Origin of the sequence: Chitinophaga rhizophila (assembly GCF_019492185.1) — a bacterium.
GTDB classification, from domain to species: domain Bacteria; phylum Bacteroidota; class Bacteroidia; order Chitinophagales; family Chitinophagaceae; genus Chitinophaga; species Chitinophaga rhizophila.
The window spans coordinates 12938-32846 of record NZ_JAICCF010000004.1 but is presented as its reverse complement, the minus strand read 5'-3'; the positions used below and the strand labels follow the sequence as shown (position 1 = coordinate 32846).

Sequence of the window (19909 nt, the reverse complement as noted above, 5' to 3'; positions counted from 1 at the left end):
CTGCAAATGTAATAGAAAACCTGGCATATGACTTAGTACCGGAAAAATATCTCGGTAGCGCCATAGCCATAGCGTGGGTGATATTCGTTCACGAACCGCTCTACCCCAGCTGTGTCTCGCAGTATAGCATGAATTTCGTCTTTGAGTTTACCTTTTCCAACGCCATGAATTACAATCATACTATGCTGATGATGTACCATGGCAAGCTCCAGGTAGTGTACAAATTCGTTTAGCTGAATAGCCAGTATCTCAATATTCTTCAATCCTTTCCACTCCTTAACCAGCTGCTCAATATGCAGATCCAGTTCATACTTGGGCTGCTGCGGTGGCTCTGGTATAGCAGGCGTAGCCGCTGCAGTCGTACCTGCCGCCATGGATCCAACGCTGGATGGGTCAAAATAAGGCTTATCGTTCTTGCTCTTCTCAGGGTATTTCTCAAATAACACCTGGGTCAGCGTTGCGTCTCTGCGGGCCTGTAACTCAGACAGCTGCAGGAACAACTGCTTGGCCTTGGGCTTCCAGGTCTTCGGGAAAGAAGACGCCAGTTTATCATTCTTTTCCTTTGGAAAGAATACAAATTCAAGCCGCGGACTATCATTCAGCGACTCAAATAGCAGGTCTGATAAGTAGAAATTACTGAAGGGCTGGATCTCATTGCGGATTTCGAGCTCCATACTATTGCGCAGCCATACCTGGAAGTTAAAGCGGTAAGCTTCGCTCGTTTCATTCAGCAAGTGAAATTTCAGCGACTGTACATGCTCTTCATAGGCATCCAACCGGAAGATCGGCAGAATGGAGAGAAACATACCCCGGCTCATCCGGATATTGTCTTCATACTTCTTCTTTTCCGGCTTAATATCATATCCTTCAAGGCGCTGTTTTGGCGGAGGAGGCTTAGGGCTCGTAAAGCGATGGAAATAGGGAAAATCGATCTGATCAAGGTAGACAGGAAAGGTCACTTTGCCCACTTCTACCATTACCATATCGGCATTGATAATGTCTACAACGGTCCCCTCTTCCTTAGAATGCAGGAGCAATATCTTATCGCCAATCTCAAACTTCATATTTGCAATAACCGCCTTTTAGGGAGCTGCTGTAAGAAAGCAGTCCGCATTGCGGAGAGCAAAAATAAGAAAAGACAATCAGGAATCAGGAATTAGGGATCAGGAAATGGTAGGCACAACCTGCGAATAACGGTATATGGAGGAGACAACTGGCAATAACAAGTGTAGTAACTACTGATAATCATATGATTATAAGCAATCACGTACTAACCGCCTGCTGCGCGGTATTGCCTTATCCTTGCGGTAAAGACAGCTAATATGTGCATATCACAGCCTGACAAGGGTGTTCTCTCCCTGTCACAGGTGCATCTACGCATGCCTGATCCCAGATGCTAAAAAGCTGATACATCTCACGCCGGATGCCGACGCATGTATTCATCAAAAGAAATGGGGCCGCTGCCTTCCACCAGGAAGAATACCAGTAACAGCAGAACAAGGATAGAAAGGCCGGCTCCTCCATGTACATTAAATAACCCCGTAGAGGTCTGTACAAAGATAATCGCGCCTAGTAAGATTGGAATGTTGGCCAGAATAGCCACACGTGTAAGTAAACCGAAAATGATAAGGACTCCGCCAGCCAGATGAGCAAAGACAATGTAGTGAGCAAGCCAGAAGGACATAACTGTGAGCACCGGACTTTCGCTGATCACAGACTTAAGTACATCAATATTTTGTATGAAAACCACCCCTTTGTAGAATAAAAAAACACCGAGGAGTACGCGTATTGCATCCAACCAACGTGGATGATGCGTCTCGCCCCAACGGTCTATTCGTTGTAGCAGATTCATAAAACATGATTTTAAGATCAAAGAGCTAACCGAATATACGAATTATAGTTGACTAAATCAATAGTCAATTTGACGGCAGCAACTAATCTCCTAAAATACTGATATTCTTATGCTTGTGCCAGCTTACTCTTTCTGTAGCCGTAACCGAAGTAGATCACCAGACCGATCAGCAGCCAGATAGAGAATACCACCCAGTTTCTAAAACCAATCTCCGTCATCAGATAGAAGCAACTCAACAGACCCAATACAGGAATTAATGAAAGTTTGTGCAGGAAGGACAGCACTGTGAATACCACTGCTGCTATCACAAAGAAAAAGAAGGGTATATTATGTTTCCACACTTCCCAGCCGCCATCAAAGGAAAAACGCTGCGGAAGCTCGTTGCGGAACAGGTAAGCAAAAACGATTACGATAACAGGTACTATAAACTGCCCGTTGATATACGGTAGTCTGAAACGTTTTGAGTTAGGATCTTTCTCCTGTTTAGGCAGTAACAATACACCACCGCATACCAGGATAAAGGCGAACAGTGTACCGATACTAGTCAGGTCAGTAACGACGGTCAGGTTCAGAAACAGGGCCGGAACACCTACCAAAAAGCCGGTAATGATAGTGGCGAATGAAGGGGTTTTGAACCTGGGGTGGATGATACTGAAACGCTTAGGTAACAGACCATCACGGCTCATACTCATCCAGATACGGGGCTGACCAATCTGGAAGACCAGGAGCACACTGGTAGTGGCGATAACTGCACTCACAGATATCAGGAAACTGACTTTAGGAAGGTTCACAGCATTGAATACAAAGGCCAGCGGATCTTCGACTTTCAACTCAGCATATGACACCATACCTGTCAGTACAAATGCAATAAGTATATATAATACCGTACAGATAACCAGCGAATAGATCATTCCTTTGGGCAGGTCGCGCTGTGGGTTTGCACACTCCTCGGCAGTAGTACTGATCGCGTCAAAACCTATATACGCAAAGAACACGGCGGATACTCCTTTCAGTACACCGGAAAAGCCATTGGGCATAAACGGTGTCCAGTTGTCTGTATTCACGAAGAACGCACCTACAATGATAACAAATAAGATCACCAGTATCTTGAGGCCTACCATGAAGTTGGCACTACGCTTACTTTCTTTAATACCTACATAGGCCAGGTAGGTTACCAGCACCACAATGATAAATGCCGGCAGATTCAATATCACCGGAATACCAAAGATATGCGGAGCTACTGCATATAACTCGGGCGACGCACTGTCATAGTTGCTGGCCAGCCATTCAGGGAATGACAAATCCAGTCCTATACCTTTGCCGACGCCTGCCAGCAGATTATTAAAATAGCCACTCCAGGAGATAGCTACCGCGATATTACCAATAGCATACTCTAATATCAGCGACCACCCGATGATCCAGGCGGCTAATTCACCAAACGTAACGTAGGAATAAGTATATGCACTGCCGGATACCGGTACGCGTGAAGCAAATTCTGCATAACAGAGTGCCGAAAAGCCACACGTAATAGCTGTAATAATAAATAATAAGGAAACACCCGGACCTCCATGAAACGAGGCCTCACCGATTGTAGAAAAGATACCTGCGCCAATTACAGCAGCAATACCCAGTGCAGTCAGATCCCGCACTTTTAATACCTTATTTAGTTCACCTCCATGCGCATCCGTTAAACCATCTTGAGCATCTTTGAGTATACTGATAATAGATTTCTTACGAAAAAGCGATTTGGACATCAGGTAATTAGGTTCAGGTTTAGCGTAAACTTATGCGATGCGCGAATATATGTAAAATTAATCAGGAATTAAGAATCGGGAAGGAAGAATGCTGTTAAACACACCTGGCCAAACCGGCAGGCATTACTACCTCATTCCTGCTTCCCGACTCCTGTTTCCTTACAAGCTATTTTTCTCTTTTCAATAAGAAACCCGCTAGTTCGATCAGTGGTTCCTTCCGCTTTGACAGCACGGCAATATTCTCCAGATGCTCAAATGCCAGTTGCTGAAACCGCTCTTTCTCTTTCTCTGCCCAGGCGTCCACTTTACAGTCATGGAACAGTTCCAGTACCTGCCCCACCTTATCGTCCGGGCTACTGGCCAAGAGTTCTTTCAGCTTCTTATGCTGGGTGGTATTACACAGTTCCAGCGCTTTGAGTAGCAGGAAGGTCTTTTTATTTACAAGGATATCACCGCCTTGCTGCTTACCAAACTTCTCAGGATCTCCGAAGGCATCCAGGTAGTCGTCCTGGATCTGAAACGCAATACCGATGTTCTTCCCAAACTCATAGAGATGCTGCTGGTTGTAATCGCTGCCCCCTCCGATAATAGCGCCCATCTGCAGACTGGCAGCCAGTAACACAGAGGTTTTTAATGCGATCATATTTACATAGTCATCATACTTCACCTGCTCAGGCTCCATCTCCTCAAAGTCCATATCCATCTGCTGCCCTTCACATACTTCTATTGCGGCTTTATTGAAAGCGGTGATCAGTTTCTGCTTGTAGTGCGGCTGTACCTTATTCAGGTACTCATACACTTTAATCAGCATCACATCTCCTGCCAATATAGCGGCGGTGTCTCCGTATAAGGTATGAACAGTAGGCTGATTGCGGCGTAATGGCGCTTTGTCCATAAGATCGTCATGCACCAATGTGAAGTTGTGAAACAATTCAATGGCAGTACCTACATGAAAAGCGTCCTGATGGATCTCATCAAACAGTTCATTCCCCATAATAGACAATACAGGCCTGATTCGCTTCCCGCCGATACTTAATATATGGCTGGCCGCTGCATACAGCTTCTTGGGCTGCTCCGGGAAATGCTCCTTACTGAAATGTTCTCCAAACTGAATGGTTAGTTCTTGAAATGAATGCATGGTGTGATATCTACTAAATAATCAATCAGGAACCAGGAATGTGGAACCGGGAACTGGTTAGCCTGACCTTTTGCTGTACATGCTAAACCAATTCCCGGCCTCATATACCTAATGCCTTTTTATTGTTTTTTCTTTGATGGACTTCCCTCTTTCTTTTGCGGCTTTTTCTTTGCACCGCCTTCTTTCTTCGTACCTGACTCTTTTCTGGCACCAGACTCTCTTCTCGCCCCGGCTTCTTTCTTTCCGCCTGCATTCTTTTTAGCGCCGGACTCTTTCCGTGAACCAGTACTACGCCCTGCTCCCTCTTTCTTTCTACCCTTTTCCTTCGACGTTTTCCTGTCGTCTCTGACTCTGCGGGAAGATGCGGTTGCAGGAAATGCTTCCGGCAGACTACCTTCCGGCTCTACCAGGTCATAGTCCAGCTGGCGTTTCACCAGGTTGGCGGCTACTACCTGTATACGTACTTTATCTCCAATACGGATCTTTCTGCCGGTAAACAGGCCGGTGAGTGCATATTCCTGCTCATCGTACTGGAACTCGTCTTTGGTACTCATACTCTGCAGACTTACCAGTCCTTCGCACTTCGTATCCACTGTTTCTACCCAGAAGCCAAAGTGAGCTACGCCGCTTACTACACCGTCAAACTCCTCTCCGATGTATTGCTGCATATATTCCACCTGCTTGTACTTGTTGGCCGCACGTTCTGCCTCCATTGCTTTGCGCTCCATTTCTGAGGAGTGCTTACATTTTTTCTCCATCTGCTTGTCAGGATGGATGGTATGTGTAAGGCATTGCTGCAACACACGATGTACCAGTACATCCGGATAACGGCGGATGGGGGAGGTAAAATGGCAATAGTGGTCAAAGCCTAATCCATAGTGACCAATATCATCCGTCGTATAGGCAGCTTTTGCCATGGTACGGATACCCAACGTCTCCAGAACGTGCTGCTCCGGCTTACCATGAGCCAGTCGCAGCATCTCATTGAAGGAACGGGCCAGTTTGTCCGGATTATCTATTTCCAGCTTATGGCCGAATTTACGGGCAAAGCCAGAGAATACTCTTAGTTTTTCCTCATCCGGCGTATCGTGCACGCGGTAAGGGAAAGGTACCTGCTGGTTAGTACCAATACGGATATTGAATACGTATTCAGCGACGGTTCTGTTAGCCAGCAACATCAGTTCCTCTATCAGCTGGTGGGCTTCCTTGCTTTCCTTGATCAGAATGCCTACAGGCTTTGCGTTTTCGTCCAGCTGGAAACGTACTTCCTGGGAGGAGAAATTGATTGCGCCATTCTCAAAACGCTGCTTACGCAGTGTCTGGGCAATTGTATTCAGCAACAGGACCTCATCTTTATGGGGGCCTTCTGCACCTTCAATAATCTCCTGCACATCTTCATAAGTGAAGCGGTGATCGGAGTGAATAGCAGTGCGACCCAGCCAATGTTCTTTCACCTCTCCTTTGTCATTCATTTTGAAAACGGCTGAAAAAGTCAGCTTGTCTTCATGCGGACGCAGGGAACAAAGCTCGTTGGAGATCTTTTCGGGCAGCATCGGCAATACACGGTCTGGCAGGTAAACAGAGGTAGCGCGCTTGTCAGCCTCTTTATCCAACGCAGTATCCGGCAGTACATAGTGACTAACGTCAGCAATGTGCACACCTACTTCATACCAGTTACCCCGTAGTTTACGGATAGAAATGGCGTCGTCGAAGTCTTTAGCATCCACCGGGTCGATAGTGAAGGTGAGGGTCTTACGAAAGTCCTTCCGCTTCTTCAACTCGGCAGCATCTATATTCTCAGCGATATTATTCAGTTCTTCCAGCACTTCTTCAGGGAAACTGAGCGGGAAACCACTTTCGATCAGGATCTCTTTCATAGCGAGATCGTTGGTATCGGTAGCATCCAGCAGCTCTATCACCTCTCCCACAGGTTTGCGGGTCTTTTCTCCCCAGGTCACGACCCGTACAACAGCCCTGTCACCGTCCTTTGCATCTTTCAGCGCATTGGCGGGTATATATATGTCAGGCAGGAACAGTCCTTTTTCCGGCAGCAGGAAAGCAAATCCTTTGTTGACCTGCAGGGTACCGGTAAATTCGACCTTCTTGCGTTTAACGATATCCGTTATCACGCCTTCCATACGACCTTCGTTCCTGCCTTGTTTGATCACATCAACAAGTACTTCATCGCCATCGAGGGCGGTATTCAGGTTCTTCTGGCGGACCATTATGTCCTTCTCCTGCCCTTCGATAATTACAAAGGACATCCCGGAGCGGGTTATCTGGACAGTGCCGCTGAAGGATTTCTTCAGACTACTGTGTTTTTGAGGTTTTTTCTTTTTTGTCATTCTCGTAACGTTTAATCATGGTTACTTCCAAACTGATCCACGTAGGTAAAAATATAATTATTAAATGATTCTCCTTCCCCGAAGAGGAAAGATATTTCCACTGGCATAACGGCTATGGGCAAGTCCATAGGACGCAGCTGTTCTTCCAGCAGTTGTAGCCGCACTGCGTCTTTTTCCGTTGTAACTACCAGTTTATTATTGCCCGGCAGGTTTTCCAGCTCTCTCTTTATCTTTTCCAGATCAGGAACGGAATAGTAGTAGTGATCCGGGAAAGAGAGCAGGAAAACATTTTTATAGCTGGCTTTTAACTGTTGCAAAAGTGGTTCCGGTCTTGCTATACCACAAACGAGTAGTATAGTCGTATCTGCCGGAGCGTCTACAGCAGTACCGCTGAACATGTCATACAGGGCGCCATAGGTCAGAGAAGTAAAATACAGTTGCTGATGCGGCAGAGGAGCAATCTCCTGCCGGATGGCGGCTTTCTCAGTGTCAGACAGTTGCGGCGGACATTTAGATACGATGATACAATTGGCCCTTTCAAATCCTTTGCGGCCTTCGCGCAGGCGACCGAAAGGCACCACATGGTCTTTTGTGAAACGGCGGTTGTAATCGGTAATGAGGATATTTTGCCCCGGTTTTACAGAGCGGTGCTGAAAAGCATCGTCAAGCAATATTACCTGAGTTTCAGGACGTTCGCCCAGTAACTGTGGGATAGCCAGCATGCGTTCCTCTCCTACGCAAACAGCTATCTCAGGAAATTTGCGATGAAACTGCATGGGTTCATCGCCCAGTTGTGCGGCGGTACTGGTTGCATCAGCCAGTAAATACCCGGTAGTACGGCGGTTATATCCCCGGCTGAGTGTGGCTACCTGCCGGGAGTCTTTTAACAGCCTGATCAGGTATTCCACGTGAGGCGTCTTACCCGTTCCTCCTACAGAGAGGTTACCAACCGCGATCACCGGCAGGTCAAACTCTACCGCCGTCAGCATATTGCTGTCGTACAGACGGTTACGGCCCCACATTACCAGGCCATACAGCAGTGAGAAAGGATATAATAAGACTTTCAGGTGTTTCAGCATCTTAGCTCTTTTTGAAATAGTAAATAGTTTGCGGCGTTACCACTATATCCAGTGGTACGTCGTGGTTGTCGGCATCGGCAATCGCTTCCACAGGATCAAATAGTGATAATCCGACAGTTGTTACAGTTGGCGCACATTGCTTGAGGAAACGGTCATACATCCCTTTTCCGTATCCCACACGCTGACCTTTTTTATCAAATGCCAACATTGGTACGAAAACAAGGTCCATTTCAGCAGGCAACACCAGGTTGCCTCCGGAGGGTTCGGGAATCCCATAGGCGTTTTTTACAAGCACCGTATCGGGTGTCCACAGGAAGTGCTCCATCGTGGCATTACGCATATCTGATCTGGACAAGGCCCACTGCAATGCAGGATAGGCACCCCTGGCCCAGTCAACCAGTGCGTGTGTGTCTGCCTCTTTCTTGTCTGTGATGGGAAGAAAAATGTGTGCCATTCTAAACGAGCTGTAATCCAACAGCTGACATTGTCCCAGTAACTCCCTGTTAAGGGTGGCAATCACATCGTCCGGAAGGTTTAAACGTTTTTCCAGGTATGCCTTTCGTATATCCTTTTTTGTTAACAAGTGGATCAGAATTATCCCAAATATAGCTTTTCTGCCTGTTCCTTCACAAATGTCCTATCCAACAGCGCTGTATGAGGTATTCTTCCCAACAACGGATAACCGCTCCATGCAACTACCTCGTCCTCATTGCTATGGTGCGCTCCGCTAAAAATCCACCCTAGTACGGGTATACCGCGCTGCTGCAATACCTGGGCTGTTAACAGCGCGTGGTTGATACTTCCCAGGTAATTCTGGCCCACGATAATGACACTGGCGTCCAGTTGCGTTATGAAGTCGATAGTAAAGATCTGCGATGTCAACGGTACCATTAACCCACCTGCGCCTTCGATCACTAAAGGGCGACCTGCCGGCTGCAGACTATCCACCTGGTTAACCACGTGGCGTACGTCTATCTCCACATTTTCCAGCCTAGCTGCCAGGTGTGGCGACGCCGGTGCTTGGAGCCGGTAAGCCTCCGGATGGCATACGGATACAGGATTAGATATCAGGCCTTTCACAGTATCAGTATCAGTTCCCTCCATTAACCCCGTCTGTACAGGCTTCCAGTAATCTGCCTGTAATGCTTCCACGACACAGGCAGCCGTGACTGTTTTACCTACACCGGTACCAATGCCGGTGATAAATATCCGTTGACTCATGACATGCAAAGATAATGTAATGGAATCAATTCTGCAGGGAAGCTGGCGCAGGGATGGGAGGTTTCCACCAGTTAATACAGGAAAGACAAAAAGGTAACCCAGTGAAAGATAAAAACTGACAATGATGGATGGAAAGGAGGTGACAGGGCGGAGAAATCAGAAGCGCCTTTGCCACCGGAATCAGGACAGGTATCGAATATGGACCGTATCAGGGCAGGGCTGGTCACAGAGAAGTCTCAGGTCCGGCCAGATTCCGTATCAAGTCCACCTCAAGTCCACGTTCTGTCCGTAACGACTTCTACCCTAGTTCGATCTGTATATACATTTACTGTATGTGTTCAAGGCCGACATTGGTAATCAATAAGTTATGTAACCGGATAGTAGTGTAGTGTGAAAACATAATTAATTGATAGATAACTAATTAATAGTTCACGCGGTGAAGGGTAAATACCTGGTATAAGAGAGGGTGATAGAGGGAAATTCCTTACTTTCGCTACTGTCCAACAAGATCTATATGAAATTTTGCAACAGCATCCTCGAAACGATTGGCAATACTCCACTTGTGAAACTGCACCGCGTTACAGCAGGTCTTCCGTGCCCTGTCTTCGCGAAAGTTGAGTTCTTTAACCCCGGCAACTCCATCAAAGACCGCATGGCCCTCAAAATGGTAGAAGAAGCAGAAAAACAGGGTTTACTGAAACCCGGCGGTACTATTATAGAAGGTACATCCGGTAATACTGGTATGGGGCTGGCATTGGCAGCAGTGATCAAAGGTTACAAATGTATATTTACGACAACGGATAAACAATCCAAAGAGAAAGTCGATATACTGAAAGCCGTAGGTGCAGAAGTGATTGTGTGTCCGACCAACGTAGAGCCGGAAGATCCCCGTTCTTACTACTCGGTATCCCGCAGGCTCTCTACAGAGATCCCAAATTCATTTTACGTAAACCAATATGACAACCTGGCTAACCGCGATGCGCACTATGAGCAGACCGGCCCTGAGATATGGGAACAGACTGACGGTAAGATCACGCACCTGGTAGTGGCTACCGGTACCGGGGGTACGATTACTGGCGCAGGCAAGTTCCTGAAGGAAAAAAATCCGGACATCCAGGTCTGGGCTATAGATAGTTACGGCTCTTTGCTGAAGAAGTATCATGAGACCGGGGAGATTGATATGAGCGAAGTGTATCCATATATTACAGAAGGTATCGGAGAAGACTTCGTACCGCAGAATTACGAGATGGGTATCATCGATCACTTTGAGAAGGTGACTGATAAAGACGGCGCAGTCATGGCCCGTCGTATTACCAAAGAGGAAGGTATTTTTGTGGGTTACTCTGCCGGTTCTGCACTGTCAGGACTGATGCAGCTGAAAAGCCGCCTGAAACCTTCTGATGTGGTGGTAGTCATATTCCATGACCATGGCAGCCGCTATGTAGGTAAGGTATATAATGACCAGTGGATGATGGAGCGCGGATTCCTGGATGTAAAGACAGTTAAAGATGTGGTGAACAGCCGTAGGAATCAGCCGCTCGTTACCATTAGTCAGGAAGAAAAAGTCAGCGATGCGATTGTGAAGATGAAGAAGTTTGATATTGAGCACCTTCCGGTATTACATAACGGGGAAATAGTAGGTGCAATCTCCGAAGGCGGATTATTCAACCGGCTGATTGATGATGCCAATCTGAAAGATGCGCAGATCAAACAGGTGATGCATGCATCGTTTCCGGAAGTAAGTATGGAGATGCCGATAGAAAAATTGTCGGCCTACATTAATAAGGAAAACGGCGCTGTCATCAGCAAAGACGAAAGCGGCAAACCGCATATTGTTACCAAATATGACATCATCCAGGCATTAGGTAGCTGATGAAGACAGAAAGAATCTATAAAGATCAACTGGGGCGGGAAGTGGTAATACCATTCCCGCCTCGTCGTATTATATCAGTAGTCCCTTCTCAGACAGAGCTGTTGTTTGATCTTGGTCTTGCAGATTCGGTGATTGGTATTACCAAGTTTTGTGTGCATCCTGCGGAATGGTCTACAGAGAAACAACAAGTTGGAGGAACGAAAAAGTTACATCTGGACAAGATCATTCAGTTGCAGCCAGACCTGGTGATTGCTAATAAGGAGGAAAATACTGAGGAAGATATCCGGTATCTGATGGAACACGTGCCGGTGTGGGTAAGTGATATTCATTCGCTGGCAGCGGCGCAGGAAATGATCGAAAGTATTGGTTTAATGACAGACCGACTTGAACAGGCGAAGCAGATAACCAGCTCTATCTCTATCAAATTCAGCAGGTTACGAAATATAACGCAGAAGGGCAGGCAGTTGCGTACGGCTTACTTTATATGGCGGCAGCCATGGATGGTAGCCGGGGGTGAAACGTTCATTAATAACCTGATGCCGTATTGCGGATTGCAGAATGTGTATGCCGGACTAACCCGTTACCCGGTAGTGGAGAAAGTATCATTACGATTACTGGAGTGCGAGTTATTGTTATTGTCTTCGGAACCTTACCCTTTTAAGGAAAAACATATAGCGGAACTGGCGGAGATGGTGCCCGGGGCCCGTATTGAACTGGTAGACGGAGAGATGTTTTCCTGGTATGGCAGCCGGTTGGAGAAAGCGGCGGGGTACCTGGAAGATTTATGGAAAACGTTGCATAATTGTGAATAAAGAATAAAAAATTACGAGAAAAATGGCATTTTAATTCGTAATTCGTTATAGATAATTCGCAAATGTGCTATAATAGTTAATCTTTAGTACTTATATTTGCCAACCTTAAATGTAAAACAATCCGAAAGCTATGGGAAAATACAGAGCTGGCGTGTTATTCGGCGATGAGCTGGAAGCGCTGTACAATGATGCCAAGAGTAATGCATTCGCAATGCCTGCCGTTAACGTGGTGGGTACCAATTCCGTAAACGCAGTACTGGAAACCGCTGCCAAAGTAAATTCACCTGTAATTATTCAGTTTTCCAATGGCGGTGCACAGTTCTTTGCCGGTAAAGGAATGCCGAATGACAAGCTGCAGGCAAATATTGCTGGTGCGATCTCTGGTGCAAAACATGTACACGAGGTAGCGAAGTACTACGGTGTTCCTGTAGTGCTGCACACCGACCACGCTGCTAAGAAATGGCTGCCATGGATTGATGGTTTGCTGGATGCGGGTGAAGTGTTCATGAAACAGACTGGTCAGCCACTGTTCAGTTCCCACATGCTGGACCTTTCCGAAGAGCCAATTCAAGAGAATATTGAAACTTCCCTGAAATACTTCGAAAGAATGAATAAGCTGGGTATGTCCATCGAAATCGAGCTGGGCGTAACTGGTGGTGAAGAAGATGGCGTTGACAACTCTGGTGTTGAAAACGACAAGCTGTACACACAGCCTGAGGAAGTATTCTATGCATATGATACCCTGTCTAAAGTAGGTAAGCGTTTCACGATCGCAGCTGCTTTTGGTAACGTACATGGCGTATACAGCCCAGGTAACGTAGAACTGCGTCCTATCATCCTGCACAACAGCCAGGAATTTGTACAGCAGAAGCTCGGTACTGCTCCGAAACCTATTTACTACGTATTCCATGGCGGTTCCGGTTCTCCTAAGAACCAGATTGCTGAATCTCTGGGTTACGGTGTAATCAAGATGAACATCGATACAGATATGCAGTGGGCATTCTGGGAAGGTATTCATGACTTCTACGAAGCGAAGAAAGACTATCTGCAGGCGCAGCTGGGTAACCCAGAAGGTGCAGATAAGCCAAATAAAAAATACTATGATCCACGCGTATGGCTGCGCAAAGGTGAAGAAACCTTTGTAAAACGCCTGGAAGAAGCTTTCGGTGACTTGAACTGTCTGAACAGAAACGCTTAATTCCCGAAGCGGGACATCGCATTCATCCCCAGGAAGTCATTCCTGGGGATTTTTTTTGCTACTGCATTTTTATTATATCACTTATATATATATCTTTCCAGTCAAATTATTGGTTGCCAAATACTTTAATTATAATTATAGCCATCGCATAGTTTGGAAGTTAATATAATTTGTATCTTGCACAACTATTTTGTAACCTAATAGCACAATATGTCAAGCTGGTTTAAGCGCATTAAACAAGGCATTCAAACGTCTACAAGTGAGAAGAAAGAAGCGCCGGATGGGTTGTGGCACAAATGTCCTAACTGCAAAAAAACCTCTACAGTAAAAGATCTGAAAGAGCACTTTTATGTATGCGACAAGTGTAATTACCACAATCGCATCAATTCGGCAGAGTACTTCGAAATTCTGTTTGATAACAATGAGTTCGAAGAGCTGTTTGGCAACATCTATCCGAAAGACTTCCTTGGCTTCAAGGACCTGAAACCATATGGTGCAAGGCTGATTGAAGCGCAGAAGAAGTCCGGACTGAAAGACGCCATGCGTGTAGGTGCAGGTAAAGTACAGGGTAATGACCTGGTAGTTGCCTGTATGGATTTCGCCTTTATTGGTGGTTCCATGGGTTCAGTGGTAGGTGAGAAAATCGCCCGTGCCATTGACCATTGCATTGCACACAAGATGCCGTTGATGGTCATCTCCAAATCAGGTGGCGCCCGTATGATGGAAAGCGCATTTTCCCTGATGCAGATGGCTAAGACTTCCGCAAAACTTACGCAGCTGGCAGAAGCAAAACTGCCATATATATCCCTGATGACAGATCCGACTACGGGTGGAGTAACAGCTTCCTTCGCTATGCTGGGTGATCTGAACATCGCGGAACCTAAGGCTCTGATCGGATTTGCCGGTCCGCGCGTTATTAAAGAAACTATCAAGAAAGACCTGCCGGAAGGTTTTCAGAGTGCCGAGTTCCTGCTGGAACACGGATTCCTGGACCTGATCATTGACCGTAAGGAAATGAAGCAGCGACTGGCGCTATTATTGGAGTTATTTAAAAACTAACTGACAAATCAATTAGGAATTAGGAATTAGGGATTAGCAATTCAGCGCAGTAGCTGGTTATTAATCTTTAATACTTAATTCCTAATTTTTCATTACTCATTATTCAAATTTAACCACAAAAGCAATGGTTTAGGGATTGGAATCAATACTATTACGTCCATTCCTACGTAGTAAATTTTTATTCTAAATTCCTAATTCCCAATTATTTCTTCCATGGCAGAACTCAAGAACAGATCGGCATATTTCGAGTACGCAATAGAGGATAAGTATATCGCCGGCATGGTGTTGACAGGAACGGAGATCAAATCAATCCGTGGCAGCCGCGTGAGCTTCAACGATTCATTCTGCTATTTTTCTAAAGGAGAATTGTTTGTTAAAAGCCTGCATATCGCCGAGTATTCACACGGCACCTATGCTAATCATGATCCCCTTCGTGAACGTAAGTTACTGCTAACCAAGCGTGAACTTAGAAAACTTGAAAACAAAATAAAGGAAAAAGGCTACAGCATTATTCCTTTGCGCATCTTCATTACCGATAAGAGCCTGGCCAAAATAGAGATCGGTCTGGGTAAAGGTAAAAAGCTGCATGATAAGCGAGAAAGCATCAAGCAACGTGAAACGGACAGGGAGATCAGAAGATTCCTGAAATAAGTAAAAATACACGATCGAGTATATGCAAAACCGTTTCTGGTGGCTGATCGCCCCTATCCTATTTATCCTTTCCTGTAAATCAGGCGAAAAGTCGTACAACAAAGGACGTTACGACGAAGCTGTTACCTTATTTGTAAAGAAACTGCAGAAAAAGCCTTCTTACACTACAGCGCTGCAACTCTTACCTGATGCCTATGCACATGCCCAACGGCAGCATGAAGATAAAGTCAATGGCTACCTTACCTCTAATGACCCGCTGAAATGGGAATATGTACGTACGGAGTACCGCAGCCTGCAAAGACTGTATGATGTCATCAATGCGTCGCCCGCCGCCAGGTCAATCGTAACACCGAAAGACTATCGCAATGCCATCAGCGGCGCGCAAGAGAATGCAGCACAGGTAAGATACGACAGGGGTACTTCCCTGCTGGATCAGGGAGATAAAGGGGCCGCCAGACAAGCATATGAAGAATTTCAGGCCGCGTTGAGCCTCATCCCCAACTATCGCAATGCGGCACAGCTCAGGGAAGAAGCCTTCCAGCGTGGATTGATAAATGTAGTGATCCGCCACATAGACGTACGCTCCCCCTATTTTCAGTTCAGCGCAGACCAGTTCCGCGAGGTGCTGATCAGAAACCTGCAGCAACGCAATATAAACCGCTTTGTGCAATTCACAGATGAACGTATTGCCAAGGCAAATCGTATACCCGCAGACCAATACCTGGAAATGCGCTTTTATGATTTCGTGGTAGGCCAGACTTACGTAGACCGCTCAGAGAGAGACGTTTCAAGGGAAGTAGTGGTAGCCACCGTAAAAGACAGTACCGGTAAGCCAACGATCAAACGTTATGCGACCGTCAAAGCAAAGGTGTATGTTAACAAAGCCACCGTCATTTCCAAAGGTGTGCTGGATTACCAGCTGCTGGATGCAATGAACGGTAATATTATCCGCACGGACAGGCTACCGGGCAGCTTCACCTGGATGAACCAGTGGGGTTTCTATAAAGGAGATGAGCGTGCGCTGAGTGATGAAGACAAAGCCCTGATGGGTGGCGAGGATATTCCACCGCCGCCGCCACAGGAACTATTCATGCAGTTCACAAAGCCCATCTACGATCAGATGACAAATGAAATGCAGCAACTGTATAATAACATGTAACAGCCATAGCTGACCTGTAAAGAAAAAGGCTTATGTCCCGGGGACGTAAGCCTTTTTCTTTGGATATCCGTAGTATACCGGATGATAGTACATTGGACCATTCTAACGGGTAGCCACCTTATTCCTTTGTCGCAGATATTGCAACGCGCCTGTAGACCATAACGCCCACAATATCAGCACCGGCTGGAAAAACAGGCGGATTAGTCTTGCCTGATCGGTATTGAGTCCGAAAGCGTCCCGGTGGTTCACATATTGGGCAATATTGCCGGGAAATATCGCTACATAGAATAGCGCCAGGACAATCCCTACGGTGACCTTATGTTTAGCCAGGAATACCATGGATAATCCCAGGACCAGCTCTGCTATGCCTGAAAGGATCACCACAAGATCTTTGTTCAAAGGTACCCAGTCAGGTACCTGGGCCTGGAACTCTGCGCGCTGAAAGGTGAGATGCCCGACGGCTGCCAGTATCATAAACAGCCCTAAAATAACCCGGAAAATGTTTTGTGTGAGACTTGTTCTGACGGTTTTCATTGTTTTAAGTTTTGAACAGATAAAGCATGCGCCGGCCCATGTGTGTCTTTATCGCCGGAAGCGATATCTATATCCTGCCAGCAGTGCAATATTTGCACCAACGCAATGGCATGCACCATCAATTATTGGTGCTCAGGGTGGCTGCACGGTGCCCGCCGGTTACTTCGGTCAGCGCCACGATCGGCCAGGTTAAACCAGGCACTTGTCAGGAGCTGGCTATTGAAAAGACGCCGGCGTCAGTTGGGTCTTATCTGCGGTAGCAATATCATTGCCCTTCCACTCCCATCCACGTACATACCTGACATTGCCGGCAGTAGCTGCACTACCCTTTATACCCTCGAAGTGGAAGTTGCTGAGCGGAGACTGCTCCAACCCTACTGCGTGGATAACCGTTTTCACACTATCTAACGTAATATCAGAGATGTATACGTCTTTGAATATGGGGATACCTCTTTGCGCAGGTTCTACTTTTGTCAGCAGTTTTTTCCAGTGCACAGGTATGCTGTCGTAGCGGTAGTTTTCGGGTAGCGAAGAATAGCTATAGGTCGGGTTCCAGTTCATAGTAAACTGAAAAGCGGTACGTACTTTTTTCATCACGACACGTTTGAAGTGGATATCCTCGATTGTACCGCCTCGGGTGACGGCAGATTTTATATTCAGTCCGTTACTGGTTCCATTGCCGGTCAAATCACTTGCTATTACATGCCTTATACTGCCAGATGTTTCACTACCAAGCGTAATAATGCCCGCACCGGCACGTGCCAGGCAATGTCGGATAACTACATACGCTGTTGGTCTGGCTACGCTGAGACCGTCCCAGTCTCTGCCAGCCTTGAGGCAGAAGTTATCATCATTACAGTCAATATCACAGTTTTCGATCAGCACATAAGTGGAAGAATCGATATCTATACCATCAGTAGATGGTCCGTGGCCGTCTACATTATTCCTGATAATAATACCATCAACGGTGATATGGCTGGAATAGAGCAGCTGTACCGTCCAGAAGCCAGCCTGCTGCAGCGTAACGTCCCTGATGGTAATATGTGCTGCATTTGCTACCAGTAATGTCCGTGGCCGTTTAGCGTCATAGTCAACGATCCAGCGGAGGCCTTTGGGTTCATATTCTTTCCGCATTTTCCAATAGATGTCCCAGAAAGGTTTACCCTGCGCATTAATAAGTCCTTTACCCGCTATACCCGCCTTTTGCTGCCCGATAATATTAATGAGGGCGGCGGGCCATTTCATTTCAATACCGGCCACACGGGTATCTATTTCGGGATAGTCGCGTATGTCCTGACTGCCTGCTATCTCTACTCCTTCATCTACCTGTAGTAGTACACCTGACTTAATAAAAATGGAACCAGTGAGGTACTTACCCGGTTTAAAACGTACCATACCTCCGCCAGCGCGGGCACAAGCATCTATAGTTGCCTGTATGGCAGTAGTCGTAAGGGAACCGCCTGTACTGTCAGCCAGATAATTATTCACCCAAAAGGTCTTTTTCCCAGCTGGAAACTGTTTGGCTCCGGTCTGTCTGACCCAGGCAGGTTCTTCGTCAGCAGCAACGATGGGCTTACTGGTAGCCGGTACCTCTGGCAGAAAATGCGTCAGGATACCAGAGAGCAGGGCGGCAAGAATAACAGCAGCTTTCATATAACGTCTTTGAAGTATGGATTGAGAAAATTAGTTACCATCTGGTTTCGTGACCGACCTTTTAGGGCTGAGTGGCCAGTAAAAGCCGTCCGGATCGTCAGGATGGGCAGGGTCAAAATTGGGCATGTCGGCCAGATATGCAGCAAGGGGTAATTTGTTCAACCTGATACCGGCTACCACACACTTAGCCAGTTCATAGGCCCCATAGGTATTGAAATGGGTATTGTCCTGCAGCGGCTTATTCTGTCCAGGAAATGTATTTGCCGGATAGTGAACCAGCGCTTTCTTCGATGCTTCTACACCTAATGCATCGTACAGGGTGGTTGTCATTGTGTTCAGGTCGATAAGCGGTATATTTTCGGCCGCCGCCACTTTCCTGGCAGCGTCGGGATAATCTCCCAGGGTGTTCTGAGATCTGCCTGCTGCGTCAAAAGACCGGCGGGCGGTAGAAGTGACGATGACGGGAAGAACGCCTTTCTCACGGGCTTTATGGACGAACAACTTTAGCCTTTCTGTATAGGAATAATAGGCACCGTCGCCGGGTCCTTTTTCCTTCTGATCGTTGTGACCAAATTCTATAAACAGGTAGTCGCCCCGTTGCGCGACGCTCAATATCTTTTCCAGCCGGCCACTATTTAGAAAACTGCCGAGCGTTAGTCCTGACTCAGCATGATTAGCGATGGACACACCTGGCTTAAAGAAGCAGGGGATCATTTGTCCCCAGGCAGCCCAGGGCTCTTCTTCCTGGTCAACAACAGTAGAATTACCCGCCAGGAAGACGGTGATCTGGCCGGACACTTTTTCTATTTTCAACTGACTGATGCAAGGCTGTGGTCCGGAGAACTCGAGGGTGAGTTTATCATCCCAATCCAGCTTACCATGTTCACGTGGTTTCAGCTTCACCTGTGTATTGGAAGAGATCCGGGGGGAACGCACGTTGACGATAAAACTAACCGTCTTGGTCTCCCCTTTTGCAGTCTTGACGGTGTTGACCGCCAGGCGGCGGGATTCGGCCTTTATCAGTGTAGCGCCGGCATGTTGGTGGCTTCCCAGCACAGCGGTTACCTGGTAGTTTCCCTCCGGCACTGCAATGGAGAAGTAACAGGCGCTGTCTGTAGTAAAGGCTCCGCGCTGCCGTCCTTTGCCGGGAATAAATCTGCCACCGGTTCCCATATCAAAACCAAACCTGCCATTATACTGACTGGCGGCGGTGACAGGCGTGTAGCCGGCAGATCTGAGCGTGTTACTGAAGTCAAAAAGGCAGGTATCCTGAGCGTACAAAGACGATACAGCCAGCAGCAGAAACGGTATTAAGGTAGAGTGTATGGGTTTCATCAGCAGAGAATAAGTGGCAGCAATGGTTGACTGTTTTCCGGAACGTGTGGTACGATGATAGCCCATTTGATGCAGAAAAACAAGTTTTTTAAGCAAACGTTTGCATAAATGAACCTTGAGTCCTTACATAACCAGTCGATATACATGCAGAAGCAATCTATCGAATATTAGACAGCCTGGATAGCAAGCGGTGGGTGCAGACTGCTTCGTTGATGATTAACACAATCTGGAATTACTAATATCAGA

17 protein-coding genes are annotated in these 19909 nt (G+C 46.8%); 6 read left to right on the top strand and 11 right to left on the bottom strand.

Annotation, left to right across the window (positions count from 1 at the left end):
* Window positions 1-32: 32 nt before the first annotated feature.
* The 8 genes from K1Y79_RS20340 to bioD all read right to left on the bottom strand — a co-directional run bounded on the left by K1Y79_RS20340 (window position 33) and on the right by bioD (window position 9389).
* Window positions 33-1064 (bottom strand): Smr/MutS family protein, encoded by a 1032-nt coding sequence (locus K1Y79_RS20340; RefSeq protein ID WP_220252034.1) that lies wholly within the window; start codon window positions 1062-1064, stop codon window positions 33-35.
* A 350-nt stretch (window positions 1065-1414) separates the two neighbouring features.
* Window positions 1415-1852, bottom strand: a complete 438-nt coding sequence (locus K1Y79_RS20335) for a DoxX family protein (RefSeq protein ID WP_220252033.1) — start codon at window positions 1850-1852, stop codon at window positions 1415-1417.
* A gap of 107 nt (window positions 1853-1959) precedes the next feature.
* Window positions 1960-3606 (bottom strand): amino acid permease, encoded by a 1647-nt coding sequence (locus tag K1Y79_RS20330; RefSeq protein WP_220252032.1) that lies wholly within the window; start codon window positions 3604-3606, stop codon window positions 1960-1962.
* A gap of 166 nt (window positions 3607-3772) precedes the next feature.
* A complete protein-coding gene (locus tag K1Y79_RS20325; protein ID WP_220252031.1) occupies window positions 3773-4744 on the bottom strand; it encodes a polyprenyl synthetase family protein in 972 nt (323 codons plus the stop codon).
* A 119-nt stretch (window positions 4745-4863) separates the two neighbouring features.
* Window positions 4864-7089 carry a ribonuclease R gene (rnr, locus tag K1Y79_RS20320; RefSeq protein ID WP_236059759.1) on the bottom strand — a complete coding sequence of 742 codons (2226 nt, stop codon included), beginning with the start codon at window positions 7087-7089 and terminating at the stop codon, window positions 4864-4866.
* An 11-nt stretch (window positions 7090-7100) separates the two neighbouring features.
* Window positions 7101-8168, bottom strand: a complete 1068-nt coding sequence (lpxK, locus tag K1Y79_RS20315) for a tetraacyldisaccharide 4'-kinase (protein WP_220252030.1) — start codon at window positions 8166-8168, stop codon at window positions 7101-7103.
* A 1-nt stretch (window position 8169) separates the two neighbouring features.
* On the bottom strand, window positions 8170-8751 hold the full coding sequence (locus K1Y79_RS20310) for a 5-formyltetrahydrofolate cyclo-ligase (protein ID WP_220252029.1): 582 nt from the start codon (window positions 8749-8751) through the stop codon (window positions 8170-8172).
* Between the two features lie 11 nt (window positions 8752-8762).
* On the bottom strand, window positions 8763-9389 hold the full coding sequence (gene bioD / locus K1Y79_RS20305) for a dethiobiotin synthase (protein ID WP_220252028.1): 627 nt from the start codon (window positions 9387-9389) through the stop codon (window positions 8763-8765).
* Window positions 9390-9903: 514 nt separating this feature from the next.
* On the opposite strand from bioD, the gene K1Y79_RS20300 reads away from it, so the two are divergent.
* From K1Y79_RS20300 to K1Y79_RS20275, 6 genes are all read left to right on the top strand, one after another.
* A complete protein-coding gene (locus K1Y79_RS20300; RefSeq protein ID WP_220252027.1) occupies window positions 9904-11262 on the top strand; it encodes a pyridoxal-phosphate dependent enzyme in 1359 nt (452 codons plus the stop codon).
* A complete protein-coding gene (locus K1Y79_RS20295) occupies window positions 11262-12074 on the top strand; it encodes a helical backbone metal receptor (protein ID WP_220252026.1) in 813 nt (270 codons plus the stop codon). Before K1Y79_RS20300 ends, K1Y79_RS20295 begins: the two co-directional genes overlap by 1 nt.
* Window positions 12075-12204: 130 nt before the next feature.
* Window positions 12205-13272 (top strand): class II fructose-bisphosphate aldolase, encoded by a 1068-nt coding sequence (gene fbaA, locus K1Y79_RS20290; RefSeq protein WP_220252025.1) that lies wholly within the window; start codon window positions 12205-12207, stop codon window positions 13270-13272.
* A gap of 210 nt (window positions 13273-13482) precedes the next feature.
* A complete protein-coding gene (gene accD, locus K1Y79_RS20285) occupies window positions 13483-14331 on the top strand; it encodes an acetyl-CoA carboxylase, carboxyltransferase subunit beta (RefSeq protein ID WP_220252024.1) in 849 nt (282 codons plus the stop codon).
* A gap of 213 nt (window positions 14332-14544) precedes the next feature.
* A complete protein-coding gene (smpB, locus tag K1Y79_RS20280) occupies window positions 14545-14982 on the top strand; it encodes an SsrA-binding protein SmpB (protein ID WP_149698822.1) in 438 nt (145 codons plus the stop codon).
* Between the two features lie 22 nt (window positions 14983-15004).
* Window positions 15005-16141: a hypothetical protein gene (locus tag K1Y79_RS20275; protein WP_220252023.1), complete on the top strand. Its 1137-nt coding sequence runs from the start codon at window positions 15005-15007 to the stop codon at window positions 16139-16141.
* Window positions 16142-16243: 102 nt separating this feature from the next.
* On the opposite strand, the gene K1Y79_RS20270 is transcribed toward K1Y79_RS20275, so the two are convergent.
* From K1Y79_RS20270 to K1Y79_RS20260, 3 genes are all read right to left on the bottom strand, one after another.
* Window positions 16244-16675, bottom strand: a complete 432-nt coding sequence (locus K1Y79_RS20270) for a DoxX family protein (RefSeq protein ID WP_220252022.1) — start codon at window positions 16673-16675, stop codon at window positions 16244-16246.
* 216 nt (window positions 16676-16891) lie between these two features.
* The gene (locus tag K1Y79_RS20265; protein ID WP_220252021.1) at window positions 16892-18328 is read right to left on the bottom strand and encodes a glycoside hydrolase family 28 protein; all 1437 of its coding nucleotides are present in this window, start codon (window positions 18326-18328) and stop codon (window positions 16892-16894) included.
* Between the two features lie 30 nt (window positions 18329-18358).
* Entirely contained in the window at window positions 18359-19729 is a 1371-nt protein-coding gene (locus K1Y79_RS20260) for a rhamnogalacturonan acetylesterase (RefSeq protein WP_220252020.1), read from the bottom strand.
* Between the last annotated feature and the right edge of the window lie 180 nt (window positions 19730-19909).

Excerpts from the sequence above, each read along its gene's own strand:
- bioD (WP_220252028.1), bottom strand. The coding sequence starts at position 9,389 with ATGAGTCAACGGATATTTATCACCGGCATTGGTACCGGTGTAGGTAAA.
- lpxK (WP_220252030.1), bottom strand. The coding sequence starts at position 8,168 with ATGCTGAAACACCTGAAAGTCTTATTATATCCTTTCTCACTGCTGTAT.
- K1Y79_RS20340 (WP_220252034.1), bottom strand. The coding sequence starts at position 1,064 with ATGAAGTTTGAGATTGGCGATAAGATATTGCTCCTGCATTCTAAGGAA.
- smpB (WP_149698822.1), top strand. The coding sequence starts at position 14,545 with ATGGCAGAACTCAAGAACAGATCGGCATATTTCGAGTACGCAATAGAG.
- K1Y79_RS20295 (WP_220252026.1), top strand. The coding sequence starts at position 11,262 with ATGAAGACAGAAAGAATCTATAAAGATCAACTGGGGCGGGAAGTGGTA.
- rnr (WP_236059759.1), bottom strand. The coding sequence starts at position 7,089 with ATGACAAAAAAGAAAAAACCTCAAAAACACAGTAGTCTGAAGAAATCC.
- K1Y79_RS20335 (WP_220252033.1), bottom strand. The coding sequence starts at position 1,852 with ATGAATCTGCTACAACGAATAGACCGTTGGGGCGAGACGCATCATCCA.
- K1Y79_RS20325 (WP_220252031.1), bottom strand. The coding sequence starts at position 4,744 with ATGCATTCATTTCAAGAACTAACCATTCAGTTTGGAGAACATTTCAGT.
- K1Y79_RS20265 (WP_220252021.1), bottom strand. The coding sequence starts at position 18,328 with ATGAAAGCTGCTGTTATTCTTGCCGCCCTGCTCTCTGGTATCCTGACG.
- K1Y79_RS20300 (WP_220252027.1), top strand. The coding sequence starts at position 9,904 with ATGAAATTTTGCAACAGCATCCTCGAAACGATTGGCAATACTCCACTT.
- fbaA (WP_220252025.1), top strand. The coding sequence starts at position 12,205 with ATGGGAAAATACAGAGCTGGCGTGTTATTCGGCGATGAGCTGGAAGCG.
- K1Y79_RS20270 (WP_220252022.1), bottom strand. The coding sequence starts at position 16,675 with ATGAAAACCGTCAGAACAAGTCTCACACAAAACATTTTCCGGGTTATT.
- accD (WP_220252024.1), top strand. The coding sequence starts at position 13,483 with ATGTCAAGCTGGTTTAAGCGCATTAAACAAGGCATTCAAACGTCTACA.
- K1Y79_RS20260 (WP_220252020.1), bottom strand. The coding sequence starts at position 19,729 with ATGGGCTATCATCGTACCACACGTTCCGGAAAACAGTCAACCATTGCT.
- K1Y79_RS20330 (WP_220252032.1), bottom strand. The coding sequence starts at position 3,606 with ATGTCCAAATCGCTTTTTCGTAAGAAATCTATTATCAGTATACTCAAA.
- K1Y79_RS20275 (WP_220252023.1), top strand. The coding sequence starts at position 15,005 with ATGCAAAACCGTTTCTGGTGGCTGATCGCCCCTATCCTATTTATCCTT.